Here is a 21,184-nt window from a genome sequence, read left to right as displayed (position 1 = left end):
AAAATAATTTAAATAAAAAATGGCCCTGCTTTATGCGGGGCTTTTTTTTGCAAGAAAATCAAAAGTAAATTACTTTAAAAAATTTGACAGAAATACTTTAAGCACAGACAATATAACTAAGAATTTAATTTAAAATTAATATTAACTTTTTCAGGAGAAAACTGGATGAAAAAGATTTTAGGATTAACTGCTGCCGTAGTCATGGGATTGACTTCTACAGCTGCACTAGCTTCAAAAGCAAGAATTTTAGCATTAGGTGAAGAAACAGAAGATCATTACTTCATTGAAGATTCTAGATCAATCTTTACAAATGCTTCTTATGTAAATAACTATGCAGATACTCTTATGTTAGAATGGGGTGGAAATGGTGCAGGGAATTCATCATTCTTAGATACTGATTCTTCTCCAAAGGCAATGGGTGGTTTTCTTAAGAGATCTGGAAACTTTGTTTATGGTATCTATCTAGGTAACGAATCAAATGTTTCTACATTCTTAAGAGTTCTAGCTTCTCCAGACACTTTTGCAAATGGTTACCTTGCTAGTTCAGATAACCAAACTGATATCTTTGTTGGTTCTGAAACTACTTCAGGAATTAAATGGGGTGCAAGCTTTGTTTATACAAATGATAAGAATGAAGCCAACACAGCTGCTAACTCTTCAGATAAGGGGATGGCGATGAGACTTGGTGCTCAAAAAGATATGTGGGAAGCTTTTGCAAATATCTCTCTTGCTTCTGAGTCTGAAAGAAAAAATATTGCGACTCCGACAAAGTTTGATGGAAAACTTGGTTTTCAACTTGGTGGTTCATATAAATTTGATGACCTAAAAGTATTTGCTTCTTATAAGCAATTTGATTGGGAGCAGACTGGTGGTAACCAAGCTGCAGGTGTAAAGACTGATGGTGGTTTTACAAGATACTTCGTTGGAGCAGGTAGAACTATTAAAGTTAATGAAACAGACACTGTATTCGTTAAAGCAATGTATAACTCATTAAATGTTGAACTTGAGTATGCTTCTGGTAAAGCAGAGCTTACAAGAAATGCTCTTCCTTTAACTGTAGGTTACGAGGCTCAAGCAACTTCTTGGCTAGTTCTTAGAGGATCTGTTACTCATAATTTGATGGGAACGGCAGAGTCTAAAAACCTTGGCACAGTTGTTGGAACTGAGACTGGAACGAATGGTCTTAAGTATGCAGCGCTTGGAGCTTATAATGGTTCAACTACAGATGGTAAGGCTGAGATCGCAAATAGTACAAATGTAAGTACTGGAGCAACTTTATTATTTGGAAACCTATCAATTGATGGATTTGTTGGTTTAACTAGTTCAAGTAGAACTGCAGCTGCTCAGGCTGAAACAGGAACTCTTGCTCTTGATAATCTTCTTACAAGAGTTGGGATGACTTACAAATTCTAATTTTATTTTAAAATTTGTTAATATCTAAGGACCGCTTTTGCGGTCCTTTTTTATTTCCACACCCAAAAGGCCAAAAGGTACCACGTACCTAATGGTATATTTAACTACTTAACGCATATCTCATAACATAAGGTGCGTGGTACCTATGAGAATTGGATTTGGCGGATGGCTTCGTAGCTTGCGGCGGTTGCGATACTTGCTAGATTTAGGGATCGAATGTTTTCGTTTAAAATTGGAAGAGAGATTTGATTGCTAGGGTATTTAGATAATAGTTCTTTTGGAAGACCTGTACTTTCACTTCCAAAAATTAAATATGAATCTTCTTGAATACTTGTTTCAAAAATATTTTTCTGTGCACTCTTTGTGAAGAAGAAGAGTTTTTCTAAACTAGGCTTCTCAGTCTCTAGAAACTCATCGAAGCTTTGGTACTCACTTATCTTGATTGAGTCCCAGTAGTCGAGACCTGCACGCCTTACGGCCTTCTCTGAGATATCAAAGCCAAGTGGATGAATGAGTATGAGCTCTAAATTTAGGGCCGCACACGTTCTGCCAATAGAGCCAGTATTACCTGGTATCTCTGGAGCATTTAAAACAATTTTAAAGAGTGGTTTTTTCATAGAAGTGTATATGCGCCTAGAAAATTTCTAGGCGCAATTTTAATTATGCGTTCTTTAGGAAATCAACAAGTGTTCTAACAATAAGCCCTGATGCACCTTTTGTCGGACAGTAGGCCTTATGACCTTGGCTGTCACCAATTCCTGCGATATCAAGGTGGGCCCATGGAATATCATTCTTAACAAACTTTGATAAGAAAGCAGCAGCTTTTGATGAACCACCAAAGCTTGAACCACCAATATTCTTAAGATCAGCCACAGGGGATTTCAAGTCATCGTGAAACTCTTGAATGATTGGAAGTTGCCACATGTACTCATCAGTATTCTTTGCAGATTTTAAGATTTTGTCTGTAAGTTTTTGATCGTTACCCATGATTCCACAAACTTGATTACCAAGAGAAACAAGAACGGCTCCAGTAAGAGTTGCAGAGTCGATGATTGCATCTGGTTTTTGATCACAAGCGTAGTCTAAACAATCTGCAAGAACGAGTCTACCTTCTGCGTCTGTATTTAAGATCTCAACAGAGAGACCATTTCTAGCTTTTACAATTGCATCTGGCATTGTTGCATGCTCGTTAACTGCGTTGTCAGTCATACCAAGGATACAAGTAATTTTAACGTCAAGACCAAGCTTTGCTACTGCTCTAAAAGCAGAGTAAACAGTTGCAGACCCTGCCATATCAAATTTCATATTAACCATTGATCCAGATGGCTTTAAAGAATATCCACCTGTATCAAATACTAGTCCCTTTCCAACAAGAGCGATGTGCTTTGTTTTCTTCGTCATTTTAGATGGAGTATATGTTAAGTGAACAAGTTGTGGCTCGTATGCTGAACCATCGTTAACTGATAGAAATAATCCCATCTTCTCTTTCTTAAGTTCAGCTCTACCAAGAACTTTAGACTTAACGCCTTTGGTTCCTTTAATATCTTCAAGTACTTCTTTTGCATAAGTTGTACTTCTTAGAATATTTGGTGCTTCGTTAACAAAATTTCTACCAACGTTAATAGACTCGGTTACAACAAGTGTATCATCTAAAGTTTTTTGTAATTTCTTAAGACCTGTTTTCTTTGCAGCAGAATCAAAAGTAATTTCTGTTAACTTTGCAGGTGTCTTAGTTACAAAGTGACGATCAAATTTATAGTCAGCTAGTGAAATACCTTCAACCATTGCATTTAGTGACTCATCAGCTTTACTCTTAATTGTAAAACCATCAAATTGAATCGCAACTTCTTTGTATTTTGCAGCAATAGCTTTGTAGATTTTTGCAGAGTGGTTTCTAAGAGTTTCAAAAGTTACAGCTTTCTTTTCTCCAAGTCCGTAAACTAGAACTGTCGTTCCGTTTTCCAAGTGAAGAGTGTAAGTACTTCCTGCAGTTCCTGTGAAGTCTACAGAAGTTTTAATTTTCTCAAAAGCAGCTTTGATTTCTTTTGACCAATGTGTATTTACGATGGCCTTAGATTCTTTAGTCTTTCCCTTAGCTTCAATAGTCTTTTCAAATGCAGACACTAGAACGACATTGTCGCTTGAAAATTCTTTAGCTCCAAGATTAAGAGTGTATTTCATGGAATTCTCCTTTATATTGTTCGACCCGTAGGGTCATTAGTTGTGAAATATATCTTCGCGAGTTAAACTATCATGATCATATGAGAATGCCAAAATTGAAGAAGGTTATATAGTTCATGCTTAAAATTACTCAGCGCTATCTCGCAGTAAACTTCATTGCTCCATTTACCATGAGTCTCTTCTTCTTTGTGGCGTTTCTGCTGACTTTTCAGCTTTTTCGCATCATTAAAATTGTTATTAGTAAGGGAGTGGAGTGGACGCTAGTATTTGAGCTCATGGGTCATATTGCAATCTCTTTTATTCCGATGGCAGTGCCTCTTTCGTGCCTCTTCGCCACTATTTATACCTTAAATAAGCTAAGCGAGGACTCTGAAATCGTTGCAATGCGCTCGTTTGGGCTGACCAAATCCAAGCTCTTTCTTCCTTTTCTTATATCAGCACTATTTATCGGAGCTTGTGTTTATTCCTTGAATAATAAGGTGATACCAGCTTCAAAAACTCAGTTTAAAAATACGATTGTAATACTAACTTCAAGAGGTGTTCTTACGGACATTAAAGAAGGACAATTCTTTACTGAAGTCGCGGGAGTGACTCTCTTTGCTGATACCGTTATCGATAAGGGTAGGAAGATGTATAACGTCTTTATTCAGCAAGAGGGAAAAGGAAATTTATTGGAGCAAGTTGTAACGGCCAAAGAAGGTGCTCTTATAAAAATGAGAAATGATGAATGGTCAGTGCCGAGCGTGAGGCTTCATTTAACAAACGGGACAATTGTTAAACGCTTTAAAGATTCTGAGAAGAATTTAGAAAAGATACTTTTTAAAGAGTATGACTTTCCACTGGCTTCAGGTGGAGCTGTTAATAATTTTGTAACAAAAGATGGAATGAGAACTAACTCAGAGCTTAGAAAAGAAATCGAAGCTGCGACAAAGAGGGCCAAGGAGCAAAAACTTTCAAAGAGAGACACTGAGGTCTCAATGTCTAAAACAAAATTGGAATTATGGTCGAGAATTAATACGCCTATTCAATGTATAGTTTTTGTCTTAGTTGGTTTCGCTCTAGGCATAAAGCACGGAAGAGGGAAGAGTAAGAATACTTCTGGGCGTGCTCTAGCAGTTCTTTTGAGTTATTATACAATATTCTTCTTGGGAGTAAGCTTGGCCAGGAAGGGAATCGTTCCGGCCTACGTTGTTGTCTTTACCCCAACTATTCTTGCTGCAATCGTTGGGGGATACTTCTATAAGAAATTGGATTGGGCTAGTTAGAAAGACTTTCTTCATACTCTGAAGAAGTGATAACTTGCCCTGGCTTTGGATAAATAAAGAGTGGTAGCTTGTAATTTTTCGCCTGTTCTTGTGGAAAAATTAAAGACTTAACACCAGATCTTGAAGTTATTTCTAGCGCTTTGTTGTTTAGAAATATTCTCGCTACATTTACATTACCAAGGAAAATTCGAACAATATCTCCTCTTATAAGAAGAGTTCTTCCCTTGCTTAGAACAAATTTCTTAATATCGTCATTATCTGATTTGTAAGTAATCCAAGTATCGCCATCAACGGCATTAATGAAAATATTTTGCTTGTCTTTAATTAGAGCAGCTTTAATACTTTCTGGAAGATATGTGTAAACCTCTTTATCGCTTGAGATTTCATATAAAGGCATTGGAAGAGATCTAAGTGTAATTTTAGTTTCTTCTTTTTTCTTTTCTACTATTTCTTTTTTTGTTTCCTCTACTTTAATTTCTTCCGTTTTAACAGGCTCAGTAGCTGTAACCTCAACTTCAGGCTCAGGCTCAGGCTCAGTTTCTTCCGCTACCACGACCTCTTCTTCGGTAGATGGTTCTTCGACTTCAGGTTGCTGTGTGAGTGGAGTATTCTCTGAAACTTCTTGAGGCTTTACATCGACTAATGGAGTTTGATTAACTTCTTTTTCAAGACTTTGCTCTTCAGCTACGATTTCTTCTCTTGGATTGTTATTTGTATTATTAATGACAATTGCAAAGAGAATGACAAGCGCAACGAAGACACCTGCTATCGTTAGGTACTGAGAAGGAATCTCTTTAGATGAACTCGCTTCAACTGGAGGATTCGTCGGAGGAGTTCCTTTAAGTGGTGCTTGAACTGACTGAGTCGTGGGTTGGGGCTTACCGCCGTAGGCTTCATTTAAGAGCTTTAGGCATTCGGCTTCATCTAAGTTAATGGTCTTAGAGTAGCTTTTAACAAAACCAATGACGTAGGCCTTGCTTGGTAAGTTTTCAAAAGTATTATTCTCTATATTTTCTAAAATAGTGACAGAAATCTTAGTATGTTGAGAGATGACTTTGAGTGAGAGATTTCTCTCTTCTCTTGCCGAGCGTAGGAATTCACCAATTGTCATTTTACTTACCACCTCGTTAGATGCAACACTCTCGTTAGTCGACACTTCTTCACTATTTTGTTCTGTGTTCATAGGCCTTGCTTAGAAAGATGGACTATCGTATTGATTAGAACTCTTTCCTTTTATAGGAGTAATCTTATCACTCGCTTGTTTTTCCAATGTTTGTTCACTTTTCATATTCTTCAATTTTAAGTGAGCTAGAGTTGAATATCTAGTAGAGGAAAAACGTTCTATAACTTCTTGAAATTTAGCTTTTGCCTGAAAAGTCTCTTCTAGCTGTAGATAGGTAATTGCTTGCATATAAATAGGCTCTGGGTTTTCATAACACTTCCCTTTGGAAGCTTCTTTGAACCATTTGAGCGCAGAATTGTATCTATACTCCCCAAGATATAGCTTACCCAGCTCAAAACTAGCCGGGCAGTAATCTTGATTTTGAGTATTGGATAATAGGAAGTTTTCCTTGGCCTTGTCCTTGTTCCCTTTTATTAAGTGAATAAGACCAATATTATAGTGAGTTCTATACTGGTGTTGGTAAGTCAGGTTCTTTAAAACGCTCTCATAGCTTTTAAGTGATTTATCGTACTCTTTATTCTTGAAATAAAGTGAGCCTAGATTATTAAGAGCATCAGAGTTCTTACTATCTATCTCTAAACTTTGATTGAGATATTTAAAAGCTGTCGCTGTTTGACCTAGAAAGTAGTAGCTCATTCCAAGATTATTTAAAATTTTCGTATCTTTTTGATTAATTTCGTAAGCTTGTTTTAGATATTTGAGAGCTTCTCTGTAGTTTTGCTGGAGTAATTTAGATGTTCCGTGTGAGTAGAATAGCTCAGCTTTTTTTTCTTCTGGTGTTTTAGAAAGTTTATTTCGAGTAGCACATGAAGTGAACGCAAGAAGTACTGTTAGTATGAAAATTTTATTTGCAAATTTCATTTTTGCTCCAAAGAAAGACATCTGTGTCTAATTGTAATTATTGTACTTCTTTGAATAGGTTAAATCAACCAAATCGCAATGTAGAAAAGGTCTCAAAGTGTCTTGTTCCAGGAAAGAGGTCAAAGATTGTTAAATTCTCAATAGTAAAATTTCGAGAGATAGATTTGAGGTCTCTTACTGCAGATGAAGCTTCACAGTTAATCATAAAAATGTGAGTAGGGTTTAGCTTTGAAATAAGTTCATCAATGTTTTTTAATCCAGATCTTGGTGGGTCTAAAATGATGGCAACTTTTCTATTGGCCGCCGTCTTTTCAATAAGATCAATTGCATCTCTGTGATAGAGATTAATTTCTTGAAAGTTTTGGTGTGGCTTAAAATTCATCACAGTTGGCGGGAATCCGTCTACCACATAGGTTTCAAACTCTTCGAGGTTCTTGGAAAGATTTCCTGCTCCACCAAATAAGTCTAAGAGTAAGGTGTCTTTAGAGATATTGCTTCTCACTTGCGCTTCAAGATGTGAAAGCATTTTAGCATTCATGACTTCATTAACTTGAGTGAAGCCTCCTTCGGCGTAGCGTTTATTTATGGTGAATTGAATTTTAGAGTTTAATTCATAAATCTCAATATGACCCTTTGCAGCTTCAAATTTAACCAACTTTTCCCAGTGATTATCTTGATAGAGATCTCCTAAGGCCTTAGAGACATTGGTATTTACAACCATACACTTATTAATTTCTATAATTTCTGAGTTTAGTGAATCAATGAGACCTAATTTCTTTAAATCTTTGTCGTAGTGGAGTTGTATTCTATTTCTATAGTAAAACCGGTCTGGGGCCTTAATGAACTCTAGTTCGCTCTTTAGTTGAGGAAAACGTTCAAACATTCTGCCTGCGACTTCTTTTTTTATTTGAGATTCATTATCGTAGCTCGTATGGAGAAAGTGGCAGCCAGAGCACTGCGAAAAGTGTTGGCATTCAGGTTCGATTCTATTGGCTGATTTTTGGGAAAGGTCTTCTACCACAGCTCTAGAGAAGATTAACCGACCTTTCTTCTTAGACTTTAAAGGAGTAATTTTTCCAGATTCACCAGGGAGAGTCTTCTCAATAAAACATACTTGATCTTCAGTTTTACTGATTCCTTGACCAAGGGGATCGATGTGGTCGATAGTAAATTCTACTTTCTTCATAATATCCAACGGGTAAAAAGTAACTTATAAAAGGATTTCACTTTTAGTATTATCATAGTCTTATGGGAAAAATATCACAAAAATTACCATTTCTTTTGGAATTCATTTTTAACGGGTTATTTATATTCTTATACTCGTTGAGATCTATAAAGAAATTACCTGCGAGTTGGGATATAAATTTAGTCAGTAATATTATCCAATATGCTGCCTATATTGTTCCTTTCGTCTTGTTGATAAATGTCTTAAATAATTTTAGAAATTCAAAAGGTCTCGAAGACTTCCTACGGAGATATATATTTTCAATGGTTGTTTTTATACCACTCTTAATTACGTGGGGAGATATAGAGTTTGCTTTTTGGCTAGCTTCTGCTCATCTGCTTTCTTCAATTCTCGCTCTCTATGACGATGTAAACGAAGTTAAAGAAGAGAAGGTGAGAAATGAGCAAAACTTATTTCAAGGTCTCAGGCTACGACCAGCGCAGATGGTTTTGTTTTCTTTTGTAGGGGTTATTTTTCTCGGAACTTTCTTGTTGATGCTTCCTGTTTCTTCCGTTGATGGAAAGAGTATCTCTTTTGTGGATGGCCTCTTTATGGCGACCTCGGCAACTTGCGTGACGGGGTTAAGTACTCTATCCGTTCAAGATAATTTATCTGTCTTTGGACAAGTTGTTCTCTTGGCCCTCATTCAAATTGGTGGGTTATCAATAATGACCCTTTATTCATCGATGGCAATTCTTCTTGGAAGATCGATGAGAATGAAGGATAGAATTATTATGCAAGATCTCTTAGATGTTTCTTCTTTAGAGGAGCTCTTTGCTATGATCGTAAATATTATAAAATATACTTTTCTCATCGAATTATGGGGAGGGATCGTTCTTACTATTGCGTTTACTTTTGAAGGCTTTGAGTTTGGAAAAGCTCTCTATTACGGATTCTTCCATAGTATTTCAGCTTTTTGTAATGCAGGCTTTAGTCTCTTTAATAACTCCTTGGAGAGCTATGCAGGCTCTCCATTAGTAAATGGAACAATCGCAATTCTAATTATTCTCGGTGGTTTAGGATTTATTGTTTTAAAAGAATTAAGTGAAGTTATAACTAAAGGGAAGAAGCTCGTTAGACTAGGGCTTCACTCTAAAATTGTTATCGTGACAACAATAGTTTTAACGGTTGTAGGGACACTCTTTATCTTCTTCGGAGAATTTTTAAATGCTCTTGATTCGTATACGCTCTGGGAGAAGATGCAAATATCTTTCTTCCAATCAGTAACACTTAGAACTGCAGGATTTAATACGATACCTCTTACGAATTTGCATAAGTACACTATCTATATGATGACTCTCTTTATGTTTATCGGTGGGAGTCCGGGCTCAACTGCTGGTGGTGTTAAGACGACAACTCTTGCAATTCTTTTTTATTCGATTAAATCTACGCTTAAGGGTGATAAGAAAGTTACTGTTCTAGATAGAAGAATACCTTCTCCAATGGTTGTACGTGCAACGGCCTTAATGTTTATCTCTATTTTAATTACAAGTTCTTTTATTCTAATACTTATGAAGCTAGAGCCTGAACAATCTTTTCTGCCCATATTCTTTGAAGTGATTAGTGCGTCTGGAACTGTAGGACTAACCCTTGGGATTACTCCTTATCTATCAATGATGGGAAAAATTGCAGTTTCACTTTTAATGCTTATTGGACGAATAGGGCCTTTAACGCTGATTTTAGCAATTGGTCAGAGAAATAGAGATAAAGGTAAAATAGACTACCCTGATGGTAGAATAATGATTGGTTAGATATGTTTTTATATAAAAAAATTAATAAGGAAAAATTATGATCGTTGCTGTCATTGGACTAGGAACATTTGGAGCAAAAACTGCTGTGAGACTCTTTGAAAAGGGAGCTGAAGTTATTGCAATTGATAAGAATGATGAACTAGTAGACAAAATTAAAGATCGTGTGACTCACGCAGTTTCTCTCGATGTGACAGATGAGAGATCTCTTCGCTCTGTGAATATTTCCGATGTTGACGTTGCTGTGGTGGCCATTGGAGATCATATTGAGATGAGTATTCTCGCGGTGACGATGCTTAGAAGGCTTGGGGTAGGGAGAGTTATTGCTCGTGCAACCTCAACACTTCATGAGCATGTTCTGCAAGAAATTGGAGCTTCTGAAATTATTAAAGTAGAAGAAGAAATGGGCGAGATTATTGCTTCAAAGATTGTCGCTCCTCACGTCATGCAGAGATATAATTTCTCTGCAGGTTATTCAATTGTTGAACTTAAGCTTGGAAAGAAGTTTGAAGGAAAGACTATTGTTGAAAGTAAGATCAGACAGACTTACAACCTAAACGTGGTGGCCCTTCAAAAGAAAATTCCATATATTGCAGAGGATGGTAAATCTGCTTACAGAGTTGAAATAAACGATTGTCCAATGCCAATGGATGTAATTGAGTCTGATGATATTATTGTTCTTGTCGGTAGTGAGAAGAATTTTAATAAACTCTTTGCAGACTTAGTGGAGGGATAACTTGAACTTATCACTAAAAAATAGAGTAGCCGCTAGTTTTATCATCGCCTGTTTTGTTGTGCTCGTTGTTGGGTTCACCGTTTTCTTTCATTTGAATTCTTTAAATAAGGAAATCGAATCAATTACTGTGAAATCAAATAGAGTATCTCTTTTGACAGATGAAATTAGAATTTCAGCAGTATCAATTCTCAAGTACCAAAGAAGAATTCTTTCAAAGAAAGCTTCACCTGAACTTGTTGAAAAGCTTGTGAACCTTTGTGATAGCTTCACTTCACAGCTTCAAACTCTAGATTCTCTCTACAGAGATCCCGATGTAAAAAGGGTTGTGGCCCAGATGCAGTCTTATGTAGACTCTTTAAAAGTTGTTCTAGGAAAAGCGTCTCTATTTCACCGGGATAATATTGGAATGGCCTCTATTGGAGATCTAGCCGATAAAATTTTAGATTCCTTTAGCGAGTTCCAAGATATTCAATACTTCCAGTCAGTAGAGCGGGATAAGAAAATAAAGAAGATCATTAATGAGACTAAGAGAAATATGATGATTACCTTAATCATCAGTTTTCTTGGAACGATTATCTTAGGTCTTGTTGTTCCAGGGAAGATTGCTCTTCCATTTAAGAAAATTAAAGATGCGATTAGAGAGCTTCAAGATTGTAACTTTGACGTTTCGATCTACTACTCTCAGGATGATGAAATTGGAGAAATTGCAAGAGAGATGAATAAGATGATTCATTCCTTTAAAGTTTTTGAAGAACTCCGAACTGATCGAATTTCTCTTGAGAATAGAAAGTTTGATGCTCTCGCAAACCTTGTAAAGAAGCCAGTACTTCTGGCCAATGCAAATAATCAAATCATCTATATGAATTCTAGGCTTTATTCTTTACTTCAAGTTCAGTCAGAGGACGTTATTGGTAAAACCATGAGTGATACTCTTATTCCTGAATCGATAATTTCAACTTATCAATTAGCTATTAAGAGGCGAAGTAAGATTGAAAATGCTGATATCGTGATCCCGAAGAAGAAGCTAAAGGAAGTGGAAGCGGAAGGAGAGAGCTCTGCAGTTGTTGAAGATGATTCAGCGAAGCTAGAGAACGGAGAAGCTGAAGTTGAAGAAAATATCTTTAGTGGGTACGGGAACGTTATTCCAATTAGAGGGAAGGAAAGTTCGATGGATTACTACTTAATGGTTCTATCGACGGATGTTCACGTATAAAATCAATGTCTTGATGCGTGACGCAGAGAGGAGAGTTTTATTTTACTTATTTCTCTCCTCTAGTCTTTTTAAATGCCTAAAAATTGGTTAATATATGATGTTTTAAAGCAGCATATAGACTAATAGGCAAAAATATAATGGATCAAAAATTCATCAGAAACTTCTCAATTATCGCTCATATTGATCATGGAAAATCTACTTTAGCAGATAGACTTCTCGATGAGACAAAGACTGTTTCCGTGCGCGAAAGAAAAGACCGTCTCTTAGATAATATGGATATTGAAAAAGAGCGTGGAATTACTATTAAGGCACAGACTGTGCGTTTAAAGTACTTGGCCAATGATGGTAATACTTATTATTTAAATCTAATTGATACTCCGGGACACGTGGACTTCTCCTATGAGGTTTCTAGATCTCTCGCTTCGTGTGATGGTGCACTTCTAGTAGTTGATGCCTCTCAAGGGGTAGAGGCCCAAACTTTGGCCAATGTTTATATGGCCATGGAAAATGATTTAGAGATCGTACCAGTATTAAATAAGATCGATCTCCCTCATGCAGATGTAGATAAAGTAAAACAAGAAATTGAAGATATTGTTGGAATTGATGCCATGGAAGCAGATGAAGTTTCTGCTAAGTCTGGTATTGGTATGGCCAAACTCTTAGAAACTATTATTGAAAAAATCCCTCACCCAACAGGAAGTAGTGACAACGATCTTCAGGCCCTAATTTTTGATTCATGGTTTGATCCTTATCAAGGGGTTGTTGTTCTAGTAAGAGTGATGGAAGGAACACTGAAGAAGAAAGATAAAATTTTCTTAAAGTTCTCAGATCAAGAATATGAAGTTTTAAAAATGGGAGTTAACACTCCTTTCTTTGAAGAAGTTACTGAACTTGCAGCAGGTGAAGTAGGGATGCTTATCTGCGGAATTAAAACGGTTCGCGATGTGAAAATTGGCGATACTGTTGTTCACGCAAAGAAGAAGAATACTCCAAACCTTCCAGGATACTCAGAAGTTAAGCCAATGGTTTTCTGTGGTATCTTCCCTGTTGAATCAGTTGATTATGAGAATCTAAAAGAGGCCTTAGAAAAGCTCGCATTAAATGATTCATCATTTACTTATGAGCCGGAAACCTCAGGAGCTCTTGGTTTTGGATATAGATGTGGATTCTTAGGACTTCTGCATATGAATATTATTCAAGAAAGACTTGAAAGAGAGTTCGAGTTAAACTTAATTTCAACGGCACCTTCAGTTTCCTATAAAGTAGATCTCTTAGATGGAACACATATTGATGTTGAAAATCCGGCCGATCTACCAGAGCCAGGTGAATTTGAATCTATTTCTGAACCATACGTGAAAATTTCTATTCACGTTCCAAATGAATTTGTTGGAAGAATTATTAAATTATGTGAAGAGAGAAGAGGAATTCAAACAGACTTAAACTATATTACTGAAGATAGAGTTCAGGTTTCTTACGATCTCCCTTTAAGTGAGATGGTCTTTGATTTCTACGATAAGTTAAAAGGGATGTCTAAGGGTTATGCCTCAATGGATTATGACTTTAAAGGATATGAGCCTTCAAATCTAGTTAAAGTTGATATCCTCTTAAATAGTGAAAAAGTAGATGCTCTCTCTTTAATCTGTCATAGAGACAATGCTTATAGTAAGGGAAAAGTTCTTGTTGAAAGATTAAGAAAAATTATAGATAGGCAACAATTTGATATCGCTATTCAAGCGGCAATTGGTGCAAAAATTATTTCTAGAGAAACTGTAAAGGCCCTTAGAAAGAACGTACTTGCTAAGTGTTACGGCGGGGATATTTCTAGAAAGAGAAAGCTTCTTGAAAAGCAAAAAGCTGGTAAGAAGAGAATGAAAATGGTTGGAAATGTAGAGATTCCTCAAGAGGCATTCTTAGCAGTACTTAAGGTTGATGATTAGATGATTGAATCAGTGATGGAGCATTTAGGTAATGCTCTTAAAATTTATAGTAACGGAAAGCACTTTGATACAATGCTGGAAGCGAAGAATTTATATTTCTCCTTAACTGGACAAGTCTTTGAAGAAGATGAAGACTATGAAAGTAGAATGTCTGCTTTTAATGACTGGTATCTTCTCCAATTTGTTTCTGAAGATGGTTGTCCTATCTGGAACTATGTTTCTGAAAATACAGTTGAAGATAATATTTCTAAGGCGCTAAGAACAATCAAGCATTCAATTTACGAATATCAAGGGCGTAACCTTAGAAAGCAACACGTCTTAAAAGATATTGTTCATAATAGAAAAATTACTCTCTCAAAAAGGGCCATCATTCCTTCACTTATTAAGAATGATCTCTTTATTGGAAGAGTGATTGAAACAGAAGGTGAGTTCTTTACTCTCTCTGGCCTCTGTCTTCTTCCTGGTGAAATAAAGAATATTTTAAAGAAAGAGGGGAAGAAGGTTAGATTGCTAAATGATAGCAAGAAGGAAGTAGAATTCTTACTTCGCGTAGAATCGCTTAAGACAAAGTGGAATAGATATGGGCATCTAGATGCTAAGTCTATTTTTGTTTTTAATTAACTTCAGAATTTTCAAAATCGTCAGCTTCTTTAATCGTATGCTTCTTACTGAGAAGGTAAGGAATTACTCCCAGTAAATTCGTTGTAACAGTTAAGAGAAAGAAGAGGTTGAAGAGGGAAGCTCCACCTTCAATATTTACAAGTTTAAATAGTCTTTCAAAGATGACGTGACCAACTCCAAGCCCTGCTGGAGAAACTGGAATTGCTGTTGATATCATTCCAATTGGGATGAAAGTTAAAAGCTGTCCTATCGGAACTTTTATCGTTAGAAAAGGTTCGGTGACTAGCCAAAAGGAAAAGACGCTACAAAATTGTAGTGCGCAGCTTAGGGCAACCCCAAAGATAACAGCGCTTTTGTTCTTACCAATGCTCCATACTTGTTCAAGTATTGAAGCTATTTTTATTCCAACGAGTGGAAGCTTCTTTGTTAAAGTGAGAATAGATCCTTGAACTTTTCCTGGTAGAAAGAGAGATACTAGAAAGAAAATAGCCCCTAAGAAAAGAAGGGCATTAAAAGGCAGAAGAGTTTTCATCTTTGGAGAAAGAGCAATCATGTCTTGATAGTTAATAATAGTGAAAACGCCTGTTAAAAATATAAGACCAACTAACCCCAGTATTCTATCGATGAGAGCTGTCATGATGAGAAATGTTTTTGGAAGTGATTTATCTAGATCTCTTGCATAGACTAGCTTTATTAAGTCTCCGGTGACTGCTCCGGGGAGAAATGTATTAAAGAATTGTCCAATCCAGTTTAAACTCATAAGTTTAAAAGGTGGAAGGCTGGCGTTAGATCTTGTCTTGAGTAGCGCTCTCCATCTAAAGCTGGCGAGATTGATTTGAATGATAATAAGTATAATTGCATATATCCAGTTATTTGATTCGTGAATAAGCCTGTTGACAAGGGAAAAATCTAGTTTTCCACTGCTTAGAAGCCAGCCGATCAGAAGTGCTGCAACGAGAAATTTTATCAATGTTTTAATCATTGGTTTGCCTAGTCTTGCGGTGCAAGGAATTTGTCTTTTCCCTCTATCTTTAATGATATTAGTGCTATTGTAAAGTGCTTTGAATCTTAATAAGGAATTGAATATGAGAGTTTCAGTCATCGGTACTGGATATGTAGGTTTAGTTAGTGGAACATGTTTTGCTGAAATTGGTCATGATGTTACATGTATTGATATTGACCCAAAGAAAATTGCTATGCTTGAAGAGGGGAAATCTCCTATATACGAGCCAGGGCTTGAAGAACTTCTGCATAGAAATATAAAATCAAAAAGACTTAAATTCTCTACAAATTATGATTCTGTGAAAGAGGCGAAATCAATTTTTCTAGCGGTGGGAACTCCATCAAGTGATGATGGATCAGCTAATCTTACCTACCTAAAAGATGCCGCACTTAGTGTGGCGAAAGAAATGAGTGAAGGTGCAATCATTGTTATCAAGTCAACAGTTCCAGTAGGAACTTGTGAAATGATTCAAGAGCTTGTTAAGAATGCAACAAATAAGAAGTTTCATATTGTAAATAATCCTGAGTTCTTAAAAGAGGGAACTGCTGTTGATGATTTTATGAAACCAGATAGAGTTGTTATTGGTCATGCTGACCAATTCGCGGCCGATGCGATGAGTGAGCTCTATGCACCTCTAGTTCGTCAAGGTAACCCAATATATATGATGTCTAATCTCTCTGCAGAGATGACTAAGTATGCGGCCAATTGTTTTCTTGCGACAAAGATTTCTTTTATTAATGAAATTGCTAAGCTCTGTGATCTTCGTGGTGCAGATATAAATGAGGTTCGCGACGGAATTGGGAGTGATAGAAGAATTGGAAATCAATTTCTCTACCCAGGTCCAGGTTATGGTGGGAGCTGCTTTCCAAAAGATGTGAAAGCTCTTATGTATACTGCGAAAGAAAGTGGAATGACTTTAAAAGTTGTTGAGGCAACTGAAGAAGTTAACGAAGAACAGAAGAAGAGAATGTTTGAAAAAATTATGTCTTACTATGGAGATGTAAGTGGGAAGACATTCACATTTTGGGGCGTAGCCTTTAAAGCAAATACAGACGATATTCGTGAAACAAGTGCTATCACAATGGCAAAAGAGCTTATTCGTGCTGGAGCAAAAGTTAATTACTATGATCCAGAAGCCGCTAATAATTTTGAAGAACTTATGGAGTCTATGAGTGAAACAAAGGGTGGAACAACTAAGTTTGAAAATAAGTATGATGCTCTAACAAACTCTGATGGTCTAGTGACTATGACAGAATGGAGAGAATTTACTTCTCCTGACTTTGAAGAAATCAAAGCGAGATTAAATAAATCTGTTATTTTTGACAGCAGAAATCTTTATAAAACAAAGACTGTTTTAGATCATGGATTTGATTACTTTGCCATTGGTAAGAGGATTGCTAAGTAAATATGAAAGTGGCCATTATTCAGATGACTTCGGTCTTAGATTTTAGAGAGAACTTAAAGAAGATAGAAACTTTTCTAAAAGAGATTGATGGCAAGGAAGTAGGGGCCGTATTCTTACCAGAATGCTTCTATTCGATGTCTAATGGAAGAGGAGCAACTCCGTATTTAGTGGAGTTTGAAAACGAGCACTATGAAAATATTAGAGCTCTATCTACCAAGTATAAAGTGGCCCTTCTCGGTGGAACAGCGGCTACTCTAGTAGACGGCAAGGTCATTAATAGGGCCTATAATTTCTCAGCACAAGGTGAGGACTTAGGCCACTATGATAAGAACCATCTCTTCTCTTGCGATTTTGTAAGAGATGGAAATAGAAAGAAAATAAATGAAGGTGACGTTTATACTCCAGGGACTGAGAGTAAGCTTTTAGAGTTTGATTCAATGAAAATTGGTTTGGGAGTGTGCTTTGATCTTCGCTATAGTGAAATGTCCCTAGCTTACCGAATGAGTGGAGCTCAGATTCTAACTTTTTCATCTGCGTTTACGATTCCTACAGGAAAGGCCCATTGGCATACATTACTTCGCGCTCGCGCGATCGAGAGTCAGTGCTTTGTTATTGCCTCTGCTCAGTGGGGAGAAAATAATGAGATCATCTCTACCTACGGTCACTCTTTGATCGTTGACCCTTGGGGGGAAGTTTTAGTTGATGCTAAAGAAGGTGAGGGAATATTTATTCAGAAAATAGATTTCAAAAAGATTTCGGAGGTTCGAAGTCAGGTCATAATGGGGCGATAGCCCCTTAAGAAAAGTAAGGTTTATCACCTGATTCGTGATCGGTAAGATCAACAACTTCTTCAATTTCTGGAAAGTTTTGTTTAATCATTCTCTCAATACCATCTTTTAAAGTTGCGCTAGAGCTTGAACAGCCTTGGCAGCCACCACTAAGTTTTACAAAGAGCTTTCCGTTATCAATATCTATTATCTCTACATTTCCACCGTGAGCAGCTAGAGCTGGGCGAACCTGTTCGTCGAATAAAGTTTCAATTTTTCTAATCATATATACTCCGTGAACTTAACTTTTTAAGCTCTTATCTTCTACTATTATATCAATTTAATGGCCATAGTGAAAACTTAGAAATATTAAAGGTTTAGCATCTCGAGTTGTCCAATTGCTGTGTAGATTGCATGCTCAACTCTCAGGGTTGAAGCACTAATTCTTATTGGCTTAAAACCAGACTCTATTAGCTTACTCTCTTCTTGCTTAGTCCAACCTCTCTCTGGGCCAACAGCAAGGAGCGGGTTACTTCTCTTGGAAGCTTCAAGTTGGTTAAAAGTCTTAATTCCATTAAGGGAGAGAAAGTATTTATTTTCATGAGTAAGGTATTTTTCTAAGGACATGTAATTTGTAAGCGAGAAGCTAGGGAGATTGTAATAGAGCTTTGATTGTGAAAGTCCATCAATAAGGTATTGCCTAAAGTTTAAATTTTCATAGATCTTAGACTGTGAATAACTCTTTTCAGATAATTGAGCTTTAAAAAGTTCAAAAGAAGCTGCTCCGAGAGTAGATGAGTGCTCTAGTACTTTCTTGATAGTTTGAGGTCTACTTAGTCCAACGAGTAAGTGAAACCAAGGTTCACTACTTTGTACAGCCTCCTTGAATTCAATAGTGCAATTATGATGACTTAATTCTAATATCGTTGCTCTATAAATACCTTGATCAAGAATGGTAATAGTCACTTCGTCAGAAACTTTAGACTTTAAGTGGTTATGAATGTGACCAAGACGTTTTTCATCATTAAAGATAATTTTACTTTGATCAATAATTTCCTCTTTAAAAAAGCAAATACTATTCATTATTCCACATTTGTTGAGTGATTCTACTTCACTTTCATACCTAAAATTAACTCTGCTTGCAAAAGAAAAATCTATGAATCAAGCGATCAATTTACTACCCATTGTTGAAATTAATAACTCATTTACTCTAATGCTAGCACCTCCTGGATGGGGAAAGACAACACTGGTTTTAGATCTCTATGAGAAATTTGAGGGAAGAGTCGTTTTCATTTCACCGCTCAGGGCCCTTGCGGAAGAGTTTCATAAGAGGTCCAGTGGACTTAAGAATGTTTTCTCTTTTGGAAGTGGAAAGAGTTCCGAAGAGAATTTTAAAATTTTCTTGAAGAAAAAGAAGGGGTTACTTATTTGTACTGCTGAGAAATTAAGCAGTGAATTAATAGAGCTATTCTCTCTTCAAAATACACTCTATATTTTTGATGAATTTCACCTCTTCTACTATTGGGGTCAGAGTTTTAGGCCTCTACTATGGGAGAGGTTGATGGAAGTGGCTAACAATGAGGGAAAGATTCTTGGTTTAACAGCAACTATGGACCCAAGTATCTTAGAAATGTGGAAGAAAGATTTCTCTTTAGGGTTAGATAATCGATTTCTTATTAATTTGGGAAATCAAAAATTATTAAATAAGCCAGCAAGAGTGGAGAATTATGGAATACTTGGAGTCGAAGCTCTAAATAGAAGTTTTCTAAGAGTGGTAAGAGAAAGTAGAAAAGGAACTATTCTCTATTTCTGCCGTTTTAGAAAAGATGTGGACCTCTGGTTGGACCTTTGCAAAAGAATGAAAGTCGACGCCATTGGTTGTGTTGGAGGAGGTGTTGAAGCTTTCTTAGAAGATCTTGAAGAAAACCCTTATCCACGCTGTATTTTTTCAACATCAACACTGAGTCATGGAGTTAATCTTCCCACTATTTCAGATGTATTCTTAAGCTATCCCATTGATAATGATGATTTTTGGATTCAGATGGTGGGACGAGGTGGAAGGGATGGTTCTAATTTTAATGTTTATGAAATGGAAAAAAAAGATTGGAGATCAATTAGATATTTATTCCATTCTCTGGTACTTTTAGTACGAGACTTTCTCCGTCTTAGGGCCAATATATGATCACTAAAGTTGAAGGAATAATTCTTTCAAAAACTCCATTTAAAGATCGGCATTTAATATGCCGTCTCCTCCTTAGAAGTGGGGAAAAGATCTCTGTAATATTTTATGGAGGTCAAGGTGGGGGAACAAAGAAGAAGAGCTCTTTTCTAGAGCTTGGACATCTCGTTAAGGTTGAATTAACTAGAGCTAAGGCCAATACAACGATCTTCTCTGTAAAAGAATGGACTCTTTCTTGGCATCATAAAAGTATTCGAGATAATCATCGCGCCTTTTATTTGCTTTGTGCCTTTTTGGAGGTGTCGGATAAGCTTGTGGTTGAGGCTAATTTATTTGAAAGTTTATATGAGGAACAACAAGAAAGTGATTCAATGTTTAAGGTTCTAAGTAATTCGATTTTCTTTTTAGAAAAGAAATTGCAAGAGAAGAAAACTATTTCTAGTGAATTCTTTATTTTTCTTGGGAAGACTTTGATAGATCAAGGGGTATTTCCTGAAAGAAATAATTGTGTATTAAGTGGAGTAGACTTAAGTCTAGTAGAAGAGATCACTCTTATTGATGAGCAAGGCGGTTTTGCAGATATTAGTTGTCTCAATCAAGATATGTTAGATACAAAAATGAATGGAAGAGAATCAAAGGTTATGTGGAATTACCTATGTCAAATTGCCATTAAGAAATATGACCAACTTCAAGAAATTAATGAAGTACCATCTCACTTCTCAAATAGACTAATTGATTACTTATGCTATCAGATTCAAGTTTCTAGAGTAGATTTTAAAACATTTTCACTTTTGCTTTAGGCATCTAAAGGAAGAGAGTATTTTCTTTACTTCTTTTCCATGGGATTTATTTTGCTCCCAAGTCATTAAAGTTGAAATATTGAAGAGCTCATTATTGCAGTTAAAGAAATAAGCTTTTTCAAGAAAGAGATCATTCTTAATTGTGTATGAATAACCAATAGAATGAACTTCTGAGATACTTTCCCACTTCGAGATTCTATACCCAGTAAAGCGAACCACTTTTCCTTTATTCTTTTTTAACCACTTTAAGCGACCTTCTCTATAATTATCTTCGTTATCTTGAAGATTTTTCTTATTGAAAGAAAAATTGGTCACGTTAGTATTATTTATTGAAATAACGGCTCTGCGACCATTTAGGACAGGACCAAATAAAGTAAGTGGAGTACTAAGGAAGTTAAAAGCGTGCTGCCAACCATCTGGGTAGTGTAAAGATATTTTGTTTTCGCCGATTGGGAATTTTTTTTCAGCCGAGTAAGTACTTTGAAAAGTTAAGAAGGTACTTAAGAAGAGAAGTATAAACATATACTTACCTTTTTGTTTTTTTATGTGAGATAAATTACTTTTTTTCAAATCTATAAATTCCTTTATTTCTTCATATTATACTTCGGAACCTCGTATAAAATAATTAAAGAATTCTTAATTTTTCT

At 36.2% G+C, this 21,184-nt stretch carries 20 protein-coding genes; 11 read left to right on the top strand and 9 right to left on the bottom strand.

Going from position 1 to position 21,184, the window contains the following annotated elements; translation table 11 throughout:
- The first annotated feature begins 165 nt into the window (after window positions 1-165).
- Window positions 166-1,413, top strand: coding sequence for a hypothetical protein (locus CES88_RS13030; RefSeq protein WP_290735107.1), 1,248 nt, complete (start codon window positions 166-168; stop codon window positions 1,411-1,413).
- A 143-nt stretch (window positions 1,414-1,556) separates the two neighbouring features.
- Here CES88_RS13030 and CES88_RS13025 read toward each other — a convergent pair whose 3' ends face one another.
- The gene (locus CES88_RS13025; protein WP_290735103.1) at window positions 1,557-2,030 is read right to left on the bottom strand and encodes a tRNA (cytidine(34)-2'-O)-methyltransferase; all 474 of its coding nucleotides are present in this window, start codon (window positions 2,028-2,030) and stop codon (window positions 1,557-1,559) included.
- A gap of 43 nt (window positions 2,031-2,073) precedes the next feature.
- Complete coding sequence (locus tag CES88_RS13020; protein ID WP_290735100.1) at window positions 2,074-3,594, bottom strand: leucyl aminopeptidase; 1,521 nt, start codon at window positions 3,592-3,594, stop codon at window positions 2,074-2,076.
- Window positions 3,595-3,710: 116 nt separating this feature from the next.
- Between CES88_RS13020 and CES88_RS13015 the strand changes: the two genes are divergently transcribed.
- Window positions 3,711-4,859, top strand: coding sequence for an LptF/LptG family permease (locus CES88_RS13015; RefSeq protein ID WP_290735096.1), 1,149 nt, complete (start codon window positions 3,711-3,713; stop codon window positions 4,857-4,859).
- Here CES88_RS13015 and CES88_RS13010 read toward each other — a convergent pair.
- The 3 genes from CES88_RS13010 to CES88_RS13000 form a co-directional block, all read right to left on the bottom strand.
- Window positions 4,852-6,042 (bottom strand): helix-turn-helix domain-containing protein, encoded by a 1,191-nt coding sequence (locus CES88_RS13010; protein ID WP_290735094.1) that lies wholly within the window; start codon window positions 6,040-6,042, stop codon window positions 4,852-4,854. The two genes, CES88_RS13015 and CES88_RS13010, sit on opposite strands and share 8 nt — an antisense overlap.
- A 9-nt stretch (window positions 6,043-6,051) precedes the next feature.
- A complete protein-coding gene (locus CES88_RS13005) occupies window positions 6,052-6,903 on the bottom strand; it encodes a tetratricopeptide repeat protein (RefSeq protein ID WP_290735091.1) in 852 nt (283 codons plus the stop codon).
- 64 nt (window positions 6,904-6,967) lie between these two features.
- Window positions 6,968-8,089 (bottom strand): hypothetical protein, encoded by a 1,122-nt coding sequence (locus tag CES88_RS13000; RefSeq protein ID WP_290735088.1) that lies wholly within the window; start codon window positions 8,087-8,089, stop codon window positions 6,968-6,970.
- Between the two features lie 302 nt (window positions 8,090-8,391).
- Between CES88_RS13000 and CES88_RS12995 the strand changes: the two genes are divergently transcribed.
- The 5 genes from CES88_RS12995 to CES88_RS12975 all read left to right on the top strand — a co-directional run bounded on the left by CES88_RS12995 (window position 8,392) and on the right by CES88_RS12975 (window position 14,383).
- Window positions 8,392-9,879, top strand: coding sequence for a TrkH family potassium uptake protein (locus tag CES88_RS12995; protein WP_290735082.1), 1,488 nt, complete (start codon window positions 8,392-8,394; stop codon window positions 9,877-9,879).
- Between the two features lie 37 nt (window positions 9,880-9,916).
- Complete coding sequence (locus CES88_RS12990; protein WP_290735079.1) at window positions 9,917-10,612, top strand: TrkA family potassium uptake protein; 696 nt, start codon at window positions 9,917-9,919, stop codon at window positions 10,610-10,612.
- A gap of 1 nt (window position 10,613) precedes the next feature.
- Complete coding sequence (locus tag CES88_RS12985) at window positions 10,614-11,825, top strand: PAS domain-containing protein (protein WP_290735076.1); 1,212 nt, start codon at window positions 10,614-10,616, stop codon at window positions 11,823-11,825.
- Window positions 11,826-11,962: 137 nt separating this feature from the next.
- Window positions 11,963-13,762 carry a translation elongation factor 4 gene (lepA, locus tag CES88_RS12980; protein ID WP_290735072.1) on the top strand — a complete coding sequence of 600 codons (1,800 nt, stop codon included), beginning with the start codon at window positions 11,963-11,965 and terminating at the stop codon, window positions 13,760-13,762.
- Window positions 13,763-14,383, top strand: a complete 621-nt coding sequence (locus tag CES88_RS12975) for a hypothetical protein (RefSeq protein WP_290735070.1) — start codon at window positions 13,763-13,765, stop codon at window positions 14,381-14,383.
- Here the strand turns inward: CES88_RS12975 and CES88_RS12970 are convergent.
- Entirely contained in the window at window positions 14,376-15,365 is a 990-nt protein-coding gene (locus CES88_RS12970; protein ID WP_290735068.1) for a lysylphosphatidylglycerol synthase transmembrane domain-containing protein, read from the bottom strand. The two genes, CES88_RS12975 and CES88_RS12970, sit on opposite strands and share 8 nt — an antisense overlap.
- Before the next feature lie 103 nt (window positions 15,366-15,468).
- Here CES88_RS12970 and CES88_RS12965 point away from each other — a divergent pair, with 103 nt between their 5' ends.
- Both CES88_RS12965 and CES88_RS12960 read left to right on the top strand, forming a co-directional pair.
- Window positions 15,469-16,791 (top strand): UDP-glucose/GDP-mannose dehydrogenase family protein, encoded by a 1,323-nt coding sequence (locus tag CES88_RS12965; RefSeq protein WP_290735065.1) that lies wholly within the window; start codon window positions 15,469-15,471, stop codon window positions 16,789-16,791.
- Window positions 16,792-16,793: 2 nt separating this feature from the next.
- Window positions 16,794-17,582, top strand: a complete 789-nt coding sequence (locus CES88_RS12960; protein WP_290735059.1) for a nitrilase-related carbon-nitrogen hydrolase — start codon at window positions 16,794-16,796, stop codon at window positions 17,580-17,582.
- A gap of 4 nt (window positions 17,583-17,586) precedes the next feature.
- On the opposite strand, the gene CES88_RS12955 is transcribed toward CES88_RS12960, so the two are convergent.
- Together CES88_RS12955 and CES88_RS12950 are read right to left on the bottom strand one after the other, a co-directional pair.
- Window positions 17,587-17,844: a NifU family protein gene (locus CES88_RS12955; RefSeq protein WP_290735056.1), complete on the bottom strand. Its 258-nt coding sequence runs from the start codon at window positions 17,842-17,844 to the stop codon at window positions 17,587-17,589.
- Between the two features lie 83 nt (window positions 17,845-17,927).
- Window positions 17,928-18,641, bottom strand: coding sequence for an RsmE family RNA methyltransferase (locus tag CES88_RS12950; protein ID WP_290735054.1), 714 nt, complete (start codon window positions 18,639-18,641; stop codon window positions 17,928-17,930).
- Window positions 18,642-18,714: 73 nt separating this feature from the next.
- Here CES88_RS12950 and CES88_RS12945 point away from each other — a divergent pair, with 73 nt between their 5' ends.
- Window positions 18,715-19,740, top strand: a complete 1,026-nt coding sequence (locus tag CES88_RS12945; protein ID WP_290735051.1) for a DEAD/DEAH box helicase — start codon at window positions 18,715-18,717, stop codon at window positions 19,738-19,740.
- The gene (locus CES88_RS12940) at window positions 19,737-20,537 is read left to right on the top strand and encodes a recombination protein O N-terminal domain-containing protein (RefSeq protein WP_290735048.1); all 801 of its coding nucleotides are present in this window, start codon (window positions 19,737-19,739) and stop codon (window positions 20,535-20,537) included. The genes CES88_RS12945 and CES88_RS12940 overlap by 4 nt, the downstream gene beginning before the upstream one ends.
- On the opposite strand, the gene CES88_RS12935 is transcribed toward CES88_RS12940, so the two are convergent.
- Complete coding sequence (locus CES88_RS12935) at window positions 20,523-21,059, bottom strand: hypothetical protein (protein WP_290735045.1); 537 nt, start codon at window positions 21,057-21,059, stop codon at window positions 20,523-20,525. The genes CES88_RS12940 and CES88_RS12935 overlap by 15 nt on opposite strands.
- Window positions 21,060-21,184: the final 125 nt, after the last annotated feature.

Origin of the sequence: Halobacteriovorax sp. JY17 (genome assembly GCF_002753895.1) — a bacterium.
Classification (GTDB): Bacteria; Bdellovibrionota; Bacteriovoracia; order Bacteriovoracales; family Bacteriovoracaceae; genus Halobacteriovorax.
Note: the sequence above shows the minus strand (reverse complement) of the source record. Positions and strands in the feature narration are given on the sequence as shown.

Excerpts from the sequence above, each read along its gene's own strand:
- CES88_RS13030 (WP_290735107.1), top strand. The coding sequence starts at position 166 with ATGAAAAAGATTTTAGGATTAACTGCTGCCGTAGTCATGGGATTGACT.
- CES88_RS13025 (WP_290735103.1), bottom strand. The coding sequence starts at position 2,030 with ATGAAAAAACCACTCTTTAAAATTGTTTTAAATGCTCCAGAGATACCA.
- CES88_RS13020 (WP_290735100.1), bottom strand. The coding sequence starts at position 3,594 with ATGAAATACACTCTTAATCTTGGAGCTAAAGAATTTTCAAGCGACAAT.
- CES88_RS13015 (WP_290735096.1), top strand. The coding sequence starts at position 3,711 with ATGCTTAAAATTACTCAGCGCTATCTCGCAGTAAACTTCATTGCTCCA.
- CES88_RS13010 (WP_290735094.1), bottom strand. The coding sequence starts at position 6,042 with ATGAACACAGAACAAAATAGTGAAGAAGTGTCGACTAACGAGAGTGTT.
- CES88_RS13005 (WP_290735091.1), bottom strand. The coding sequence starts at position 6,903 with ATGAAATTTGCAAATAAAATTTTCATACTAACAGTACTTCTTGCGTTC.
- CES88_RS13000 (WP_290735088.1), bottom strand. The coding sequence starts at position 8,089 with ATGAAGAAAGTAGAATTTACTATCGACCACATCGATCCCCTTGGTCAA.
- CES88_RS12995 (WP_290735082.1), top strand. The coding sequence starts at position 8,392 with ATGGTTGTTTTTATACCACTCTTAATTACGTGGGGAGATATAGAGTTT.
- CES88_RS12990 (WP_290735079.1), top strand. The coding sequence starts at position 9,917 with ATGATCGTTGCTGTCATTGGACTAGGAACATTTGGAGCAAAAACTGCT.
- lepA (WP_290735072.1), top strand. The coding sequence starts at position 11,963 with ATGGATCAAAAATTCATCAGAAACTTCTCAATTATCGCTCATATTGAT.
- CES88_RS12975 (WP_290735070.1), top strand. The coding sequence starts at position 13,763 with ATGATTGAATCAGTGATGGAGCATTTAGGTAATGCTCTTAAAATTTAT.
- CES88_RS12970 (WP_290735068.1), bottom strand. The coding sequence starts at position 15,365 with ATGATTAAAACATTGATAAAATTTCTCGTTGCAGCACTTCTGATCGGC.
- CES88_RS12965 (WP_290735065.1), top strand. The coding sequence starts at position 15,469 with ATGAGAGTTTCAGTCATCGGTACTGGATATGTAGGTTTAGTTAGTGGA.
- CES88_RS12960 (WP_290735059.1), top strand. The coding sequence starts at position 16,794 with ATGAAAGTGGCCATTATTCAGATGACTTCGGTCTTAGATTTTAGAGAG.
- CES88_RS12955 (WP_290735056.1), bottom strand. The coding sequence starts at position 17,844 with ATGATTAGAAAAATTGAAACTTTATTCGACGAACAGGTTCGCCCAGCT.
- CES88_RS12950 (WP_290735054.1), bottom strand. The coding sequence starts at position 18,641 with ATGAATAGTATTTGCTTTTTTAAAGAGGAAATTATTGATCAAAGTAAA.
- CES88_RS12945 (WP_290735051.1), top strand. The coding sequence starts at position 18,715 with ATGAATCAAGCGATCAATTTACTACCCATTGTTGAAATTAATAACTCA.
- CES88_RS12940 (WP_290735048.1), top strand. The coding sequence starts at position 19,737 with ATGATCACTAAAGTTGAAGGAATAATTCTTTCAAAAACTCCATTTAAA.
- CES88_RS12935 (WP_290735045.1), bottom strand. The coding sequence starts at position 21,059 with ATGTTTATACTTCTCTTCTTAAGTACCTTCTTAACTTTTCAAAGTACT.